Consider the following 15,616-nt stretch of genomic DNA (forward strand, 5'->3'; position numbering starts at 1 on the left):
GACCCACCACGGAAGCCCGACGACGGAAGGTTTCGACACCATGACCAGTCCCACCGTGGTGGCCGCAGCGAAGTGGACCGCCGCCCACGACCTGGCCGGGCCCACCGCCTGGTACGGGCAGCACGACGGGCCGGTCGTCCTCAAGGGCACCACGAAGGTCCTGGTCGTCGGCGGCGCGGACGCCGGCGGGGCCGCACTCGGGCGGGCCGCCGTCTACAACCCGGCCGACGACACCTGGAAGCCCACCGCCACCCAGCCCTCGCCCCGGCGCCTGCACACGGTGACCGTGCTGAACGACGGCAAGGTCCTCGTCACCGGCGGCATCGGCGGCTCCACCGCGCCCGGCCTGGCCTCGGCCGAGGTCTACGACCCGGTGGCCGACACCTGGACCCCGGCCGGCACCATGAACCAGGCCCGCTGGGGCCACAGCGCCGTGCTGCTGCCGAACAACCTGGTGCTGGTCGCCGGCGGCAGCGCCGTCCGGGACGGCCGGACCACCCGGGCCCTGCGCTCCGCCGAACTGTACGACCCCGCCGCCACCACCGACGCCACCCGCTGGACGACCGTCGGCGACATGACCGACGCCCGCTCCGGCCACCCCGCGGTGGCGCTCAAGGACGGCAAGGTCCTGGTGGTCGGCGGCACCGCCCCCGTCGGCACCGACCTCGACCCGGCGCTCGCCTTCTGCGAGCTCTACGACCCGGACCACAAGGCCTGGACACCGACCGGGAGCCTGCTGCACCCGCGCGCCCTGCACCAGGCCACCGCGCTCTCCGACACCACCGTGCTGGTGACCGGCGGCCGGGCACCGGGCGCCGGGGACGACGGCGGCTTCGACCCGCTCAGCCGGCGGACGGCGGAGAAGTACGACCTCGCCACCGGCGCCTGGACGGCCGCCAAGGACATGCCCGCCGGTCGCGCCCGGCACCGGGCCGTGGCCCTCGGCCCGGGCCAGGTCCTGGTGGCCGGCGGCACCGGCGGCGACGCCGACGAGGCCGGCTACCGCAGCGTCCTGCGCTACGACGCGGGCACCGACACCTGGAGCACCCAACCGGGGCTGCTCACCGGCCGGTGGGGCTTCGCCGCCGCGCCGCTGCCCGACAACCGGGTGCTCGCGGCCGGCGGCGCCGCCCGCTCCGGCCTGGCCGCCGCCGACCCGACGGTCACCGAACTCACCGCGGCCGCCGAACTGTTCGACGGGAGCGGCGCGTGACCGCGAACGGCTACTCGTTCCTGCCCTGGCTGCGCTCCGGCCTCTCCACCCGGATCACCGGCGACCCGGGCACCTCGGAGCGCGCCACCGTCCAGGTCAAGCTGCTGCTGACCGGCGAGGCCCTGGACGGCACCCCGCTCAGCCGGACCGTCGAGCGGCCGGTGCAGCTCTACGGGCCGGGCGACGTCGTCGGCGTCGACCCGCGCGCGATCTCCCGGCGGGAGCCGCTGCCCGGCACCACCAACATCGAGCCCAACCACCTGGCGCACATCGAGTTCTACGACGAGGACTTCCCCTGGCGCTACAGCCCGGCCGCGGCCGACGGCTCCACCGACCGCCTCGCCCCCTGGCTGGCGCTCGTCGTGCTGGCCGCGAGGACCGACGCGACCGGCGCGCCCGCCGAGTTCGAGGAGGGCGCCGGGGGAGCCCCGCTGCCGTTCGTCACCGTCAAGAACCCCGGCGCGCTGCCCCCGCCGGACCAGCTCGGCGCCTGGGCACACGTCCACGTCCACGGCTCGCTGGACGACGCGGTGGTGGCCGGGGAGCTCTCCGGCCCCGGCGACCCGGTGCTCCAGAGCCTCGCCGAGGTGCTGCGCACCGACCCGGACCGGGCCTGCTCCCGGCTGGTCTGCCCGCGCCACCTCCAGCACGACCGGACGTACGAGGCGTTCCTCGTCCCCGCGTTCGAGACCGGGCGGCTGGCCGGGCTCGGCCTCGACCCGGCCCTCGCGCCGGGCGCCCTGTACTCCGCCTGGGGCCCGCACTACCCCGACCGAAAGGGCGAGGGCCAACTGCCCTACTACCTCCGCTGGTCCTTCACCACCAGTGACAACGGCGACTTCCGCTACCTGGTCACGCTGCTGAAACCGCGCCGCCCCGCCGACGAGGTCGGCCGCCGGGACATGGACGTGCACCGCTCGGCCGGCCCCGGCCTGCCCCCCATCACCACCCCGGCGTCGATCGGCGGGGTGCTCCGGCTCGGCGGCGCGCTCCAGGTGCCCCGGCCACCCGGCCGCCCGGTCGACGACTGGGAGAACTGGGACAACTGGTACGACGCGCCGGCTCCCGCCGCGCCCTACCCGCACCCCTTCCAGCAGGCACTGGCGAACCTGGTCAACCTGGCCGACGCCTACCAGGACCGCACCCCGGCGGCCGCGCACGCCGCACTGCCCGGCGCGCAGGCCCGGGCGCTGTCGGCCGGGGTCGACCCGGTGATCACCCCGCCGCTGTACGGGCGTTGGCACGCGCTCACCTCCAAGCTGCTGGTCGACGACGCCGGTCACCCGCTGCCCTCGCCCGCCAACCGCAACTGGGTCCACCGGCTCAACCTCGACCCGCGCAACCGGGTCGCCGCGAACTTCGGCACCCGGGTCGTCCAGGCCCGGCAGGACGAGTTCATGGACGCCGCCTGGGCCCAGATCGGCGACGTCCTGGAGGCCAACGCGCGGATCCGCGCGGCCCACCTGGCCCGCGAGGTCGGCCACCGGCTCCAGGTCAAGCACCTGGACCCGCCGGCCGCGCCGCCCGGCGCGGTGGCACCGCCACCGACCGGCAAGTACCTGACCCTGACCGCCCCCGCCCACCCCCGGGTCACCACCCCCGCCGCCCCCCCCGCGGCCGGGCGGCCCGCCGGGGCGGACGCCGGTACGGACGACGGTACGGAGCAACTGGCCGTCGGCTTCCAGGTGGCGGCCAGCCAGGTCGCGGCGGCGCCGCTGTCCGCCGCGATGCGCCGGCTCACCCGCCCCGGCGGCCGGCTGATGCGCTCGCTGACCTTCCCGCCCGAGCAGCCCCGCGAGGCCCTGGTGCCCCGGATGGACGCCGCCACCGGCGCGGTCACCGCCGCCGCGCTCAAGGTCAAACCGGCCGCCCTGGTGACCCCGGGCCAGCTCGACCAGGTGCTCCACCCCGGCAGCGGCGCCCGGGCGGCCCAGGGGTCCAGCAGCCCCGTCGACTCCCTCCCGAACAGCCCGGACTTCGTCCTCAAGGAGATCGGCGACCCCGTCCCGCCGACCACCGGCGGCACCGTCGACAGCCCGGAGGCCCAGCGGTACAAGGGCGCGCTCCACGAGCTCTACGACGGCTGGGACGCCTCCGCCGCCGTCGGCCGGCCGGTGCCCCGGGAGCGCCTCGGCGTCGCCGGGACCACCGACGCGGTGCTCGCCCGGCTGCGCTCCGACACCACCGTCCCGAGGAGCCTGCTCGGCTCCGTCGACGTGCCCGAGCGGCTGCGGCCCTTCGCCGAGGAGTTCATCGAGGCGATGGCCTACCCGGTGATCGACCTGCCGATGTACCAATCGCTGATCGACCTCTCGGTGGAGGTGTTCGTCCCCCACCTGGACCTGATCCCGGCGAACTCGATCACCCTGCTGGCCAACAACCGCCGGTTCATCGAGTCCTTCCTGGTCGGCCTCAACCACGAGATGGCCCGGGAGCTGCTCTGGCGCGAGTACCCGACCGACCAACGCGGCACCCCGTTCCGGCAGTTCTGGGACCCGCGCGCGGTCCTCCCGCAGCTCGGCGAGACCCCCGAACAGCGCCGCGAGCGGCTGTACGACATCCAGCCGGTCCACCGCTGGGGCCCCGCCGCGCTGCTCGGCCAGAACGACAACCGGCAGCAGCCCGGCACCCCGCAGAAGCCGCCCGGCACCCCGCAGAAGGAGGACCTGGTGCTCGTCATCCGCGGCGAGCTGTTGAAGAAGTACCCCAACACGGCGGTGTACGCCCACCGGGCCGCCTGGCCGCTCGACGCCGACGGCAACCCGGTCACCACCGGGGAGCGCGTCCCCGCGCCGCTGCCCGACGAGGACCACCCGACCGCCGAGCTGATCCGGCTGCCGCTCTACGAGGCCAAGGTCGAACCCGACGTCTACCTGCTCGGCTTCGACCTCGACGCCGCCGAGGCCCGCGGCCGGCCCCCCGGCGACCCCGGCTGGTTCTTCGTCCTCAAGGAGCGCCCCGGCGAACCGCGCTTCGGCGTCGACGAACCCGAGGGCCCGCTGCCGCCCGTCAAGGTCTGGAACGACCTCACCTGGCAGCACGTCGACCCCGACCACCTCGGCTTCGTCGAGTTCACCGACGCCACCCACGTCCCGCTCGCGCCCTTCGACGGCTCCCCGGACGAGCCGGAGAAGCAGCAGCAGCGCACCGAGGACAGCGCCCTGCCGCTCTGGTACTCCCGGCTGAGCTCGGCCGACATCGCCTACATCCTCTTCCGGGCGCCGGTCATGGTCGCCATCCACGCACAGGAGATGCTCCCGGTATGGCCGACAACGCCCTGAGCGACGACTACCCCGTCCTGCTCGGCCCGGTACGGATCGAGACCAGGTTCACCGCGACCGAACTGCTGGTCCGCGTCTTCCCCGACGAGTGGGCGGTCGACTCCTTCGAACCCCGGCCCACCGAAGCCGAACTCTCCGCGCTCGACGCGTACTGGACGGCCCTGTGGCGCACCGGCGGCGACCCCGTCGGCGACCGGGCGGCCTGGCACGAACTGGTCGGCCGGATCGCCGCCGGCCGGGCCGGCTGGCTGCTGCGCGACCACCGGCCGGCCGACCCGGCCGACCGGCCCGTGCCGGTACCCGCCGGCACCACCGTGCTGGTCGTCCGCAGCGACACCGCGCTCCCCGCGGCCGACCGCCAACCCACCGTCGACCACTGGACGGCGGTCTGGCGCGCCCGCGGCGACCGGGCCGCGCTGCGGGCGGCCGACACCGCGCTGCTCGCCGCCGTCGGCCCGACCAGGGCGGCGGCGATCGCCGCCCGCCGGCCCGCCGGGATCGAAGCGGCCCCGCTCGACACCGGCAGCACCGCACTGGTGGCCTTCCTGGTCGTGCCCCGCCCGCCCGCCGACGGCATCGCCCCCACATCCTGGACGGTCGCGGCCAGGGCCGGCCTGCTGCCCGACCACTTCCGGGTGCTGGGCTGGGCCGGCGGCCGCAAGGTCGTCGACGTCGACGGCCAGCCCGTCCCGGCGAGCCTGCCGGTCAGCCCCGACCCGACCTCCACCGACCTGACGGTCGACGAGCGCACCGGCGTGCTGACCGTCCCCGACGCACTGCGCTGGCTCACCGAGTTCGACCGGGCCGTGACGGTCGGCATGGGCTTCCGGATCCCGCTGACCGCCGACCTCGCCGGCGGACTCGACCGGCTGGTGGTCCTCGGCCTGCGCCGGCAGTCCACCCCGGACCAGTCCGCCGCCGACCTCACCGCCCTGCTCACCCGCCAACTCCGCAGCCCCGCCGGGCTCAGCCTGCTGCCCCAGGGCACCCCCACCAACAACACCACCCAGGCACCCGCCGGCCTCGACCGCGCCCAGGAGGCCGACGCGGGCCTGCGCTCCGCCGCCGGACTGCGCGCCGCCCCGGCCGGGACGGACTGGACGGCCCGTACCGACGGCCAGTGGTTCGCCGAACTGCTCGGCATCGACCCCGCCGACCTCGCCGGAATGCCCAACGCCGACGGCACCGACCAGCGCGACGCCCGCGCGGCCCACACCGCCCTGTGGCCCGCCACCTGGGGCTACCACCTGCAGACCACGCTGCACCCGGTGTTCGGCCGCGACGTCGTCGAGCGGACCCGGCAGTTCCACCTCCGCCACGTCTCCGGCCGGGGCCCCGTCCCGACCGTACGGATCGGCCGCCAGCCCTACGGCATCCTGCCCACCACCGCGTTCTCCCGGCTCGCCTGGCCGGACACCGCGCCCACCGCCGCCCACCGGCGCGGCCTGCACACCGTGCTCCAGGCCGCGGCCGCCGACTGGCAGGCCGCCGCCGCCGGAGTCGCCCACCTCGGCGGCCGGGCCGACGACGCCCACCAGCACCTGCTGGACATCCTCGCCCTGCACCCCACCTCCGCCGAGTACTACCAGCGGTACGCCCAGAGCGTCGAGGACGTCTTCAACCGGGAGAACCTCGGCGCGCTCGGCTCCACCGTGCTGCCCGCCCTGGAGCGGCTGAACATGCCCGGCCCGATCCGCGCCCTGCTGACCCGCTTCGGCTACCCCGACAGCGGCCCCGCCCAGGACCCGGACCTGATCCGCCGCCTCTTCGTCGACACCCAGCACCCGCTGCTCGCCCCCTCCGTCGACGACCGCCCGCTCTCCGAGACCGACCCGATCCGGCCCTACACCGCCGACGGCGCCAACTACCTCCAGTGGCTGGCCGCGCACGCCCGCACCGACCTGGAGACCATCCGCACCGAAGCCGGCTTCCCCGCGGACGACCGGCCGTCCGCGCTGCTCTACCTGCTGCTGCGCCACGCGCTGCTGCTGGGCTGGGCGGACGCCGCCACCGAACTGGCCATCGCCGCCCAGATCGCGAGCCCCGCCGAGATCGCCGCGGCGGACCCGGCGTTCATCCACATCAGGATCCCGGCGCCCGGCCGCACCCTCCCGAGCGAGAGCCGGTTCCGGCGGCTCTACTCGCCCGCACCGGAGATCACCGGAGACCCGCACCGCCTGGTCGTCGACCACATCCCGCGGGTCCTCGGCACCGCCCCCGGCACCGCCCGGCTGGCCGAACAGGCCGCCGCCCTCGACCTGTTGGCCACCCTGCCCACCGCCCGGCTGGAACGCGTCCTGGCCGAACACCTGGACTGCGCCACCTACCGGCTCGACGCCTGGCGCCTCGGCCTGGCCAACGAACGGCTCGCCGAACTGCGGTACGGCCCCGACGGCACCGCCCCCGCCAAACGCGGCCTCCACCTCGGCGCGTACGGCTGGCTGGAGTCCGTCCGCCCCAGCGGGACACAGCTCACCCCCGTCACCCTGACCGGCCCGCTCGCCCAGGTCTTCCAGGGCGGCCAACCGCTGGTGCACGACGACCGCAACGGCGGCCACCTGCACGCGCCGTCCCCCGGCCAGGCCCGCACCGCGGCCGTCCTGCGCGCCGGCTACCTCGCCAACGGCTCACCGCAGAACCCCGGTTCGTTCGCCGTCAACCTCAGCTCCGGGCGGGTCCGGATCGCGCTCGGCCTGCTCGACGGCATGCGACAGGGCCAGTCCCTGGGCGCCCTGCTCGGCTACCGGCTGGAACGCGCCCTGCACGACAGCCACCAGCGGGCCGAGGTCGACTTCCTGATCTCCGCCCTGCGCCTCAGGTTCCCCCTCCGGGCCGGCCGGATCGCGCAGACCGTCCCGCAGCAGGCCGACCGGCCCGACCCGTCCAAACCCCTCGCGATCGAACAGATCGAGGCCCACAACGTCGTCGACGGCCTCGCCCTGGTGCGCCACGTGACCCGCAACAACGTCCCCGCCACGTACCCCTTCGGCCTGGACGGCCTCCCCGCGGTCAACCCCGACCAGCAGGCCGTCGTCGACCGGGCCGTCCAGGACCTGCTGGACGTCCACGACGCGCTCGCCGACCTCGCCGTCGCCGAGAGCACCCACCAGGCGCTGCTGGGCAACCACGAACGCGCCTCCACCACCCTCGACGCGTACGCCAAGGAGGGCCTGCCCCCCGAACCCGCCGTGGTCACCACCCCCCGCAGCGGCACCACCCTGACCCACCGCTTCGGCCTGCGGCTGACCCCCGGCCTCGCCCCCGACCACGGCGTGCCGCCGTTCTCCCGCACCACCCCGCGCGCCCAGGCCGAACCCGCCGTCAACGCCTGGCTGCCCACCCTGCTCCCGCCGCCCACCTCCGTCGTCGCCCTGGTCACCTGGACCGACCCGATCACCGGACTGCCCCACAGCCGCGCCGTCAGCCAGGCCGACACCGGCCTGCAACCGATCGACCTGCTCTGGGCGCTGCGCCCGGCGGGCGAGAGCGCCATGACCGACCTCGACGACCGGATCATCGGCGTCGTCATCACCGCCGAGAACCCCCGACCGGACGCCGAACTGACCATCCGCTACACCGAGCGGATCACCGGCCCGGCCGCCGGCCAGGTCCTCGACCCGGTCACCTTCTTCGAACTCTCCCCGCTGATCGGCGCGTTGCGCTCGCTGCTGACCACCGCCCGGCCGCTGCGCCCCAGCGACCTGGTGCCCGCCGCCGGGCCCGCCCCCGCCGACCGGGCCGCCGACACCGCCGTCTCGCTGCCCCGGGAACGCCCGGCCGCGGTACGCGCCTCCCTGGACGCCCTGCGCAAGGACGTCGAGACCTACCTCGCCGCGCTCGCACCGCTCTACCCGGCCGGCGCCCCGCCCCAGCGCCCGAAGATCCTCGCCGCCATCGACACCCTGCTCACCGGGTACGCCGGCCTGGTCACCACGGCCTCCGGCTTCGGCACGGTCCGCAGCGGCTGGGGCGAACTCGCCCTGTGGCGCCGGGGCGTCTTCACCGACGTGCTCGCCGCCGTGGCCGGGGCCGCCACCCGGATGACCACGGCCCTGGCCAAGGCCGACGCGCTGCTGGCCGGCTACGACACGCTGCCGGCCGGCACCTCCGACGCGGAGCGCTTCCGGCTGCTGCAACAGGCGGAACGGCTGATCGCCACCCGGCCCACCGCGCCGCTGCCGGCCCGGCCCGCGGAGCTGCGCCTCGTCGTCGCCAACCGGCGGCAGGCCTTCGACCTCAAGCTCCGCTCGCTGAGGGCGCAGGCGGGGACGGCCAGCACCACGCTCGGCGCGCTGCTCGCCGAGGTCGCCGCGAAGCTCCCGCTGACCGACTTCGACCCGACCGACCTCAGCCTCCAGCCCTTCCAGGACCGGGTCGTCCTGCTCGGCCGCGACCTGCTGGACCGCGCGAACGCGCTGCGCACCGAGATCCTCGCCCGGCTCGCCGCCGCGGACAAGGCCCTCGCCGACCACGACGCGGCGGTCACCGGGCCGGACCAGGTCGGCGCGGCGATCGAGGCACTCAAGGCCCTCCTCGGCCAGGACGTCCTCGCCGTACCGGAGTTCACCCCCGACCCGCAGCTCGCCGCGGACTGGAAGAACGCCCTCGGCGACAGCGACAAGCTCGTCCGGCACCTCACCCGGCCCCCGCTCGGCCGGGACTTCCCCGTCGACGACTGGGCGCACGGCATCGCGCGGGTCCGCGAGAAGCCCCGGCTGTGGGAGAAGGCCGTCCTGCTGAGCGACGCCCTGCGCGGGCCCGGCGGACTCCTCGGCGACCTGCTCGGCTCCGCCGAACCGCAGTTGACGCCGATCCAGCTGCCGTACCGGCCGGACGACCACTGGCTGGCCATGGAGTTCGCCCCCGGCACGACCATCACCGAGGACAAGGTGCTGTTCACCGCCCACTACGCACCCGACCCGCTCGTCCCCCCGCCCACCCGGGTCGGCCTGCTGTTCGACGAGTGGACGGAGGTCATCCCCGCCGAACGCGAGACCACCGGCATCGCGGTGCACTACCAGGGGCCGGACTCCGAACCGCCGCAGGCCATGCTGCTGGTCGTGCCGCCGGTGCGCACCGGCACCTGGGACACCGACGACCTGATCGCCGCGATCGGGGAGACCCTCGACCTGGCGAAGTCCCGGGGCGTCGAACCCGAGCACCTCGACGGCACCGCCTACGCCCAACTGCTGCCGGCCACCGTCCTGTCCGCCACCCGGCAGCCGATCACGATCTCCACCGACCTCGCGATCGCCAACCAGCGCTGGAAGGCCGCCCATGACTGAGCCCCGGATCGACGACCTGGCCCAGGCGCTCACCGACCGGGCCCGGCCGGCCGTCGGGATCTGGAACCGGCTGGAGGGCCGGCCGCGCACCACCGACTTCGCGCGGGCGCTGCGGGCCGAAGTACGCGACCCGCTCTGGCTGCTGACCCGGCAGTGGCAGCTCGGCGAGTTCCGCGGCAGCGACGCCGGCTCCCCGGTCACCGCGACCTACTCGATCGCCGGTGCCCGGCCCAGCCGCTTCCGCCCGGCCGACGGGGCCGCCGAACCGCTCCCGCCGGACCGGCCGCTGGAGACCCTGGCCGAGCGGCGCGCGGTGCCGTTCGTGGCGGGCGCCGACCGGATCGCCTTCGACCTGCGGCTGTCGATCGGCCGGCGGTGGCTCAAACTGCTGGGCCGCGACCCGCTGCTGGGCAGCGTGGCCTTCGACTTCCGCGGCCAGTACGTCCGGCTGTACCCGGTCGCCCTGCCCGACCCGACCCGGGACGGCGACGCCCCCCGGGTCGCCCACCCGGAGGTCTGGGCGACCCTGCAAGCCGTCGCCGGGCGCCGGATGGACGGCTACCTGCTCTACCGGCACATCAAGGACGGCGGCCGCGCCTCGGACGGCGTCAACGACCTGCTGCACCTGCACGCTGCCGCGCTCGACGCGCTCGGCGACGGCCTGGTCGCCTGGTTCGACGACCTGATCGACCAGCCGCACGCGGACGACGCCTGGGACCCGCGCCGCCTGGAGCACCGGTTCTCGGTGGCCGGCACCGACCCCTCGGGGGCCGAGAAGGTCCTCACCGCGCGGGAGTACCCGGGCGGCGAACTGGACTGGTACGCCTTCTCGAACGACCCGACCGCCCCGGTCGGCGGCACCGAGCCGCCGCCCCCGCCGATCAACCGCACGGTGTTCCCGGCGCGGCTGCGCTATTCGGGCATGCCGCTGTCGCGCTGGTGGGCGGTGGAGGACGGCGGCACCAACTTCGCCGCGGTGTCGCCGGACAGCACGGACCTGGCCCGGCTGATCTTCCTGGAGTTCGCGCTGGTCTACAGCAACGACTGGTTCCAACTCCCGTGCGAGCTGCCGGTCGGGACGCTGGCGTCGATCCAGGGCCTCGCGATCACCGACGTGTTCGGGCAGCGGCTGTGGATCACCCCGGCGGGCACCGGGCGGGAGGAGGACTGGCAGCGCTGGTCGATGTTCACCCTCGACACGGTCGGCGCCGGCCCCGCCACCGCCGCCGACACCGGCCTGCTGCTGCCCGCGAGCGTGCCGAAGATCGCCGACGGCCCGTCGCTGGAGGAGGTGTCGCTGGTCCGCGACGAGAACGCCGACCTGGTCTGGGGCATCGAACTGACCGTCCCGCAGGCCACCGGCGAGGGCCGCCGGGGCAGCGAGGTCGCCTCCGAGATCCGGGCGTACCACCTGCGGCTGCACCCGCCGGCCCCACCGGACGGGCCGCTCGCGCCGATCGCCTACGAGGCGATGAACTCCGTCCCGGAGAACTGGATCCCGTTCATCCCGGTGCACGTGCCCGGCGACAACCGCACGATCCAGCTCCAGCGCGCGGCGATGCCCGACGTCGTCGGCGTCCTGCCGCCCGTCCAGCCGAGGACCTCCCTGCTGCGGGAGGGGCTGGACGCGACGACGCCGCACGCGTACTTCGTCAACCAGGAGGAGGTGCCGCAGTCGGGCACCCGCCTCACCGTCGCCTACCACCGGACCAGGTGGCGCGACGGACGGGTCTGCGTGTGGCTCGGCGCCGCTCGCGGCGCCGGGCGCGGCCAGGGCTCCAGCGGCCTCGCCTTCGACCTCCTCGTCGACACCCCGACGAAGGCGCCGTGACGCCGCTGCCGTGATGCCGACGCCGTGACGCCGACGCCGTGACGGCGGCGCGCTGCGGACGGTAGCCGGGCCGTCGTCTCGCTCGCCCTGGTCGCCGCAGTCGGCATCTGCCTGGGCATCGCCGCCGTCATCGCCGTCACCGGCATCTCCTTCTCCAACCAGGCCCACCTGCTGGCCCGCCTGGACCAGCTCGGCTCCAACCTGCTCACCGTCGCCCCCGGCAAGGGCGCCGACCAGCAACCGGTCCCACTGCCGCCCACGGCCGAGAAGATGCTCGCCGACATCGCCCCCGTCCAGCAGGTGACCGCGACCGGGGCCACCAAGGCCCAGGTCTACCGCAACGACCTCGTCCCGCCGCAGCAGACCGGCAGCCTCACCGTGCTCGCCGCCCGGCTCAACCTGCTCGACGTCCTGCACGCCACCGTGCGCAGCGGACGCTGGCTCGACGCGGCGAGCGAGAACCTGCCCATGACCGTCCTCGGCGACCGGGCCGCCCAGCGGCTCGGCGTCACCGCTCCCGGTGAGCGGGTCTGGCTGGGCGGACAGTCGTTCCTCGTCACCGGGATCCCGGCCCCGAACGAACTCGCGCCCGAGATCGGCACCGCGGCCCTGGTCGGCTGGCCCCAGGCCACGGCCCACCTGGGCGCGGACGGTGACGATCGGGCACGGGTCCCCCAGTTTGCGGCGCAGCTGGGAGACCAGGACCTCGACGACGTTGGAGTTCGGCTCAGCTCGGCCATCTCGTCCCAGCACTTCTCGATGAGTTCGGCGCGGGAGACGGCCTGGTCCGCGCGGGCGGCCAGCACTTCGAGGACGGCGAATTCCTTGCCGGTCAGGACCGGCAGGACACCGGCGCGGCGGACCTGGCGGCGGGCCATGTCGATCTCCAGGTCGCCGGCGTGCTGGACGGGCGGGCGGACCGTCCCGCTGCGGCGGCAGAGACTGTGCACCCGGGCCACCAGCTCGGCGATGGCGAAAGGTTTCACCAGGTAGTCGTCGCCGCCCCGGCGAAGCCGTCCACCCGGTCGGCGACGGTGTCGCGGGCGGTCAGGAAGAGCACCGGGACGGTGCGCCCGTCGCGCCGCAGCCGCCGGACGTAGTCGACGGCGTCCCCGGCGGGCAGCATCCGGTCGAACACCGCGCAGTCGTAGTCCGTGACGAACAGGGCCTCGTCCGCGGCCGGCAGGTCCGCCGCCTCGTCGACGGCCAGCCCGCCGCCGCGCAGCGCCGCGGCCACGGCGAAGCGCAGGTCCTCGTCGTCCTCGACCACCAGTACTCGCACCGGCGCACTACAGCCCGAGGCCGGAAGGCGCCTGTCCCCGGTGGACGGCGGCAAGGCCCCTGCCCCCGCCCCTGCCCTCGCCGAGCGGATCAGCACCGACGATGCGACGACCCACCGGTCGGGTGCGGGCGCAGAGTCCGGAACCGCCGACCGCCGCCGGTGCGCCACTGCGCCCCCGGCAAAGCGCCGGACGGCGTTGACGCCCGGTGCCGGCGGGGCGGAGCGTGAAGCCTGGCACGTGCCACCCCGTCCGTCCTCACGGAAGAGGAACCGCCATGCGTCGAAGAACCTCCGTCCTGGCCGTCTGCGCCACCGCCCTCGCCCTGCTCCTCGGGTGCGCCGGCACCGCCGGCGCCGCCCCGGTCGCGCACCCAGCCCCGGCCGCCGCGCACCCCGCCCCGGCCGCCACCCCGGCCTTCGGAACCCAGACGCGGATCCCGCTGTACAACCCCGTCCCGGCTGGTTGGGCAGTGATCAGCCAGAACGCCGCGAACCACGACAAGCTCATCGAGTACCTCGGCGGGGCCCCCTTCGGAGCCAGGGTCGCCGTGCTCGCCAACCAGGGCCTGCCGGCCGGCTGGGTGCTCGTCGGCGGCCTGCTCGACGGACAGACCGCGGTGGTGAGCTACCTCGGCGGCGCCCCCCACGGCACGACGGCCATGGCCTACGTGGTCATCCTGGAGCCGGGCGGCCGCATCATCGGCTACCCCGTCCCGGCCGGCTGGCGGGTCACGTCCACCGTCACCCGCAGCGACGGCACGTACCAGGTCCTCCTCTTCCCCTGAGCCGAGCCCGCACGGCCGACCCCTCGCCAACTCCCGCCGTGCCACCACCCGGTCGCCCGCCCCGCGGGCGACCGGGCCCCTCCGTCAGGGCCTCCGGACGAGGGTGTTCCCGCAGGCGCGGCCGACGGTGAAGCGGCTCCGACGGTGGAACTCAGATCTCGTCCCGGCCCGGCTGCGGGTAGCCGACCTCGGCGATGTCCTCGGCCAGGTCTGCGAGGGTGACCTCCGCGTTCAGTGATGACACGAGCTTCTGGCTCAGGGGTCGCAAGGCATACACGTCGCGCACCGCCTCCAAGTCCACGGGCACCTCGTAGTAGTCCTCGGCGAAGCGCTGGAATGCCTCCGGCGAACGGTCGACCAGGAGCTCGAACAGACCCGCTGCCCCGTCGGGGTCGGAACACCCGGAGGGGAAGTCGATCACGCCGTGCCGCCACTGATCATCCGTTGCCTCCCGCCACAGGCAGGTCGTCACGACGGGGACGTCGTCCTCGTCGGTGAACGCCGGCTCCTCGACGAACGGCTTGAAGACCTCCGGAACCTCGTCGACCACTCCCGGCCAGGGCTCACCATCGTTGCGGTAGGGGCTCATCGGTGCTTCGTGGTCGAAGCCGCGGATATAGGCCCCGGCCGCCGAGAACACGATGGAGTACTCGTCGCCCGACCCGTTGCGCATCGACGACATCTCCTCGCCGTCGGCCCAGCCGGCGTTGAAGGAGTAGTACCGGCCCTCCCAGTCCGGGCTCAAGATCGCGTCGAGCATCGCCAGTGAGCGGCACAAGTTCCGCAGGTCAGCGATGGAGGGGAGTCGGCGAGCTACGTCATGGACAGTCACGTGCTCATTCAACCGGATGCCCCTGACATCCAGAATCCGTGCGGTTCTACGGCTGAGTTCCAGATGTGAGCCCGACGTTCAGCCTTCGCCGTCCCCGTAGCGGAACGGTTCGATCGTCCAGGGCAGGCCGGGCCCGTTCCGGTAGGCCGCGAAGCCGGGCGGCAGGGTCGCGGTCTCGGAGATGGAGGCATCCCCCTCCACCAGGCAGGCGAGGCAGTACAGACCGCTGGCGTCCGGGAGGTTCGGATCGTTGACACCGTCCCCGATCAGCCAGTCGCCGTCGCTGTCGTGGACGACCACGAGCGCCGGCAGGCGTCCTTCCCCGACGGTCCGTTGGACCACGGCGCCGAGATCGGGCGGAAACCGCCCGTCGGGGAACGGAAACGGCGCCTGTCGGACCACTGGGTGGGAGGTGTTGTGCATGGCGTCAGTATGGCGATACTTCGCAACGGGATATCGCGCGGGTGGGCGGAGCGACGTCAGCGGGCGATCGAGATCGCGAAGGGTGTGAATCCGCTGGAGCGGATGACGTGCGGGACGAAGAGGATGGCGGCCTCGGTGGCGCGGGCGGTCCGGATTCCGCCGAGGTCGGTGATCCATTCCTGGTGCCAGCCGAGGTCGGTGAGCAGTTCGCCGACGGTCTGCTTGGCCTGCGGGTCCTCGCCGGAGAGGAACGCGGTCGGGGGGTGGGTGAGCGTGGCCGGCGCGGTCATCACCGGGAAGAGCATGGTGTTGAGGGTCTTGACGACGCGCGTTTCGGGGAGTGCTTCCTGGAGTTGCTCGGCGAGGCTCGATCCGGGGTAGAGCAGGTCGGCGGGCAGTCCGTCCGGCCCGTCGGTGGTGGCGTTGGAGACGTCGACGAGGATCGTGCCGCGCAGTTCCTCGCGCAGGGCGACGAGCCGGTCAAGCGAGCCGGCGCCCGGGGTGGCGTTGATGACGATCCCGGCTGTCCGGGCGGCTTCGGCGGCGGCGCCCGGCGTGCGGTCCGCCACGGCCACCTGGTGCCCGGCCCGGGTGAGGGCGGCGGCCAGGTTGCCGCCGACGCGGCCGTTTCCGAGAACGGCGATCGTGGTCATGATGATGTGGTCCTTCCGTGCGTGCGGTAGT

Annotated in this window: 8 protein-coding genes and 2 pseudogenes; 6 read left to right on the forward strand and 4 right to left on the reverse strand. The window is 74.6% G+C overall.

The features are described from left to right. Nucleotides 1-40: 40 nt before the first annotated feature. The 5 genes and pseudogenes from ACFV8H_RS11290 to ACFV8H_RS11310 all read left to right on the forward strand — a co-directional run. Nucleotides 41-1,213: a Kelch repeat-containing protein gene (locus ACFV8H_RS11290; protein ID WP_380398555.1), complete on the forward strand. Its 1,173-nt coding sequence runs from the start codon at nucleotides 41-43 to the stop codon at nucleotides 1,211-1,213. Then, the gene (locus ACFV8H_RS11295) at nucleotides 1,210-4,494 is read left to right on the forward strand and encodes a hypothetical protein (RefSeq protein WP_380398557.1); all 3,285 of its coding nucleotides are present in this window, start codon (nucleotides 1,210-1,212) and stop codon (nucleotides 4,492-4,494) included. Before ACFV8H_RS11290 ends, ACFV8H_RS11295 begins: the two co-directional genes overlap by 4 nt. Next, complete coding sequence (locus ACFV8H_RS11300) at nucleotides 4,476-9,779, forward strand: hypothetical protein (RefSeq protein ID WP_380398559.1); 5,304 nt, start codon at nucleotides 4,476-4,478, stop codon at nucleotides 9,777-9,779. Before ACFV8H_RS11295 ends, ACFV8H_RS11300 begins: the two co-directional genes overlap by 19 nt. Further along, on the forward strand, nucleotides 9,772-11,610 hold the full coding sequence (locus ACFV8H_RS11305) for a hypothetical protein (protein WP_380398561.1): 1,839 nt from the start codon (nucleotides 9,772-9,774) through the stop codon (nucleotides 11,608-11,610). Before ACFV8H_RS11300 ends, ACFV8H_RS11305 begins: the two co-directional genes overlap by 8 nt. A 144-nt stretch (nucleotides 11,611-11,754) precedes the next feature. Beyond that, nucleotides 11,755-12,246 (forward strand): annotated as a pseudogene (locus tag ACFV8H_RS11310) (ABC transporter permease); the annotation flags it as partial. A gap of 9 nt (nucleotides 12,247-12,255) precedes the next feature. Here the strand turns inward: ACFV8H_RS11310 and ACFV8H_RS11315 are convergent. Continuing rightward, nucleotides 12,256-12,892 (reverse strand): annotated as a pseudogene (locus ACFV8H_RS11315) (response regulator transcription factor); the annotation flags it as partial. Nucleotides 12,893-13,167: 275 nt separating this feature from the next. Here ACFV8H_RS11315 and ACFV8H_RS11320 point away from each other — a divergent pair. After that, nucleotides 13,168-13,677 carry a hypothetical protein gene (locus ACFV8H_RS11320; RefSeq protein WP_380398563.1) on the forward strand — a complete coding sequence of 170 codons (510 nt, stop codon included), beginning with the start codon at nucleotides 13,168-13,170 and terminating at the stop codon, nucleotides 13,675-13,677. Nucleotides 13,678-13,828: 151 nt separating this feature from the next. Here the strand turns inward: ACFV8H_RS11320 and ACFV8H_RS11325 are convergent, their stop codons facing one another. The 3 genes from ACFV8H_RS11325 to ACFV8H_RS11335 form a co-directional block, all read right to left on the reverse strand. Next, nucleotides 13,829-14,509, reverse strand: coding sequence for a hypothetical protein (locus ACFV8H_RS11325; protein WP_380398565.1), 681 nt, complete (start codon nucleotides 14,507-14,509; stop codon nucleotides 13,829-13,831). A 78-nt stretch (nucleotides 14,510-14,587) separates the two neighbouring features. After that, nucleotides 14,588-14,932 carry a hypothetical protein gene (locus ACFV8H_RS11330; RefSeq protein ID WP_380398567.1) on the reverse strand — a complete coding sequence of 115 codons (345 nt, stop codon included), beginning with the start codon at nucleotides 14,930-14,932 and terminating at the stop codon, nucleotides 14,588-14,590. Between the two features lie 56 nt (nucleotides 14,933-14,988). After that, nucleotides 14,989-15,585: an NADPH-dependent F420 reductase gene (locus ACFV8H_RS11335; RefSeq protein WP_380398569.1), complete on the reverse strand. Its 597-nt coding sequence runs from the start codon at nucleotides 15,583-15,585 to the stop codon at nucleotides 14,989-14,991. Nucleotides 15,586-15,616 lie beyond the last annotated feature (31 nt).

Origin of the sequence: Kitasatospora sp. NPDC059827 (assembly GCF_042731675.1) — a bacterium.
In the GTDB taxonomy this organism is placed as follows: Bacteria; Actinomycetota; Actinomycetes; order Streptomycetales; family Streptomycetaceae; genus Kitasatospora.

What these genes read in the sequence shown, in the direction of transcription:
- ACFV8H_RS11290 (WP_380398555.1), top strand. Translation starts at nt 41, where the DNA reads ATGACCAGTCCCACCGTGGTGGCCGCAGCGAAGTGGACCGCCGCCCAC.
- ACFV8H_RS11330 (WP_380398567.1), bottom strand. Translation starts at nt 14,932, where the DNA reads ATGCACAACACCTCCCACCCAGTGGTCCGACAGGCGCCGTTTCCGTTC.
- ACFV8H_RS11320 (WP_380398563.1), top strand. Translation starts at nt 13,168, where the DNA reads ATGCGTCGAAGAACCTCCGTCCTGGCCGTCTGCGCCACCGCCCTCGCC.
- ACFV8H_RS11305 (WP_380398561.1), top strand. Translation starts at nt 9,772, where the DNA reads ATGACTGAGCCCCGGATCGACGACCTGGCCCAGGCGCTCACCGACCGG.
- ACFV8H_RS11335 (WP_380398569.1), bottom strand. Translation starts at nt 15,585, where the DNA reads ATGACCACGATCGCCGTTCTCGGAAACGGCCGCGTCGGCGGCAACCTG.
- ACFV8H_RS11300 (WP_380398559.1), top strand. Translation starts at nt 4,476, where the DNA reads ATGGCCGACAACGCCCTGAGCGACGACTACCCCGTCCTGCTCGGCCCG.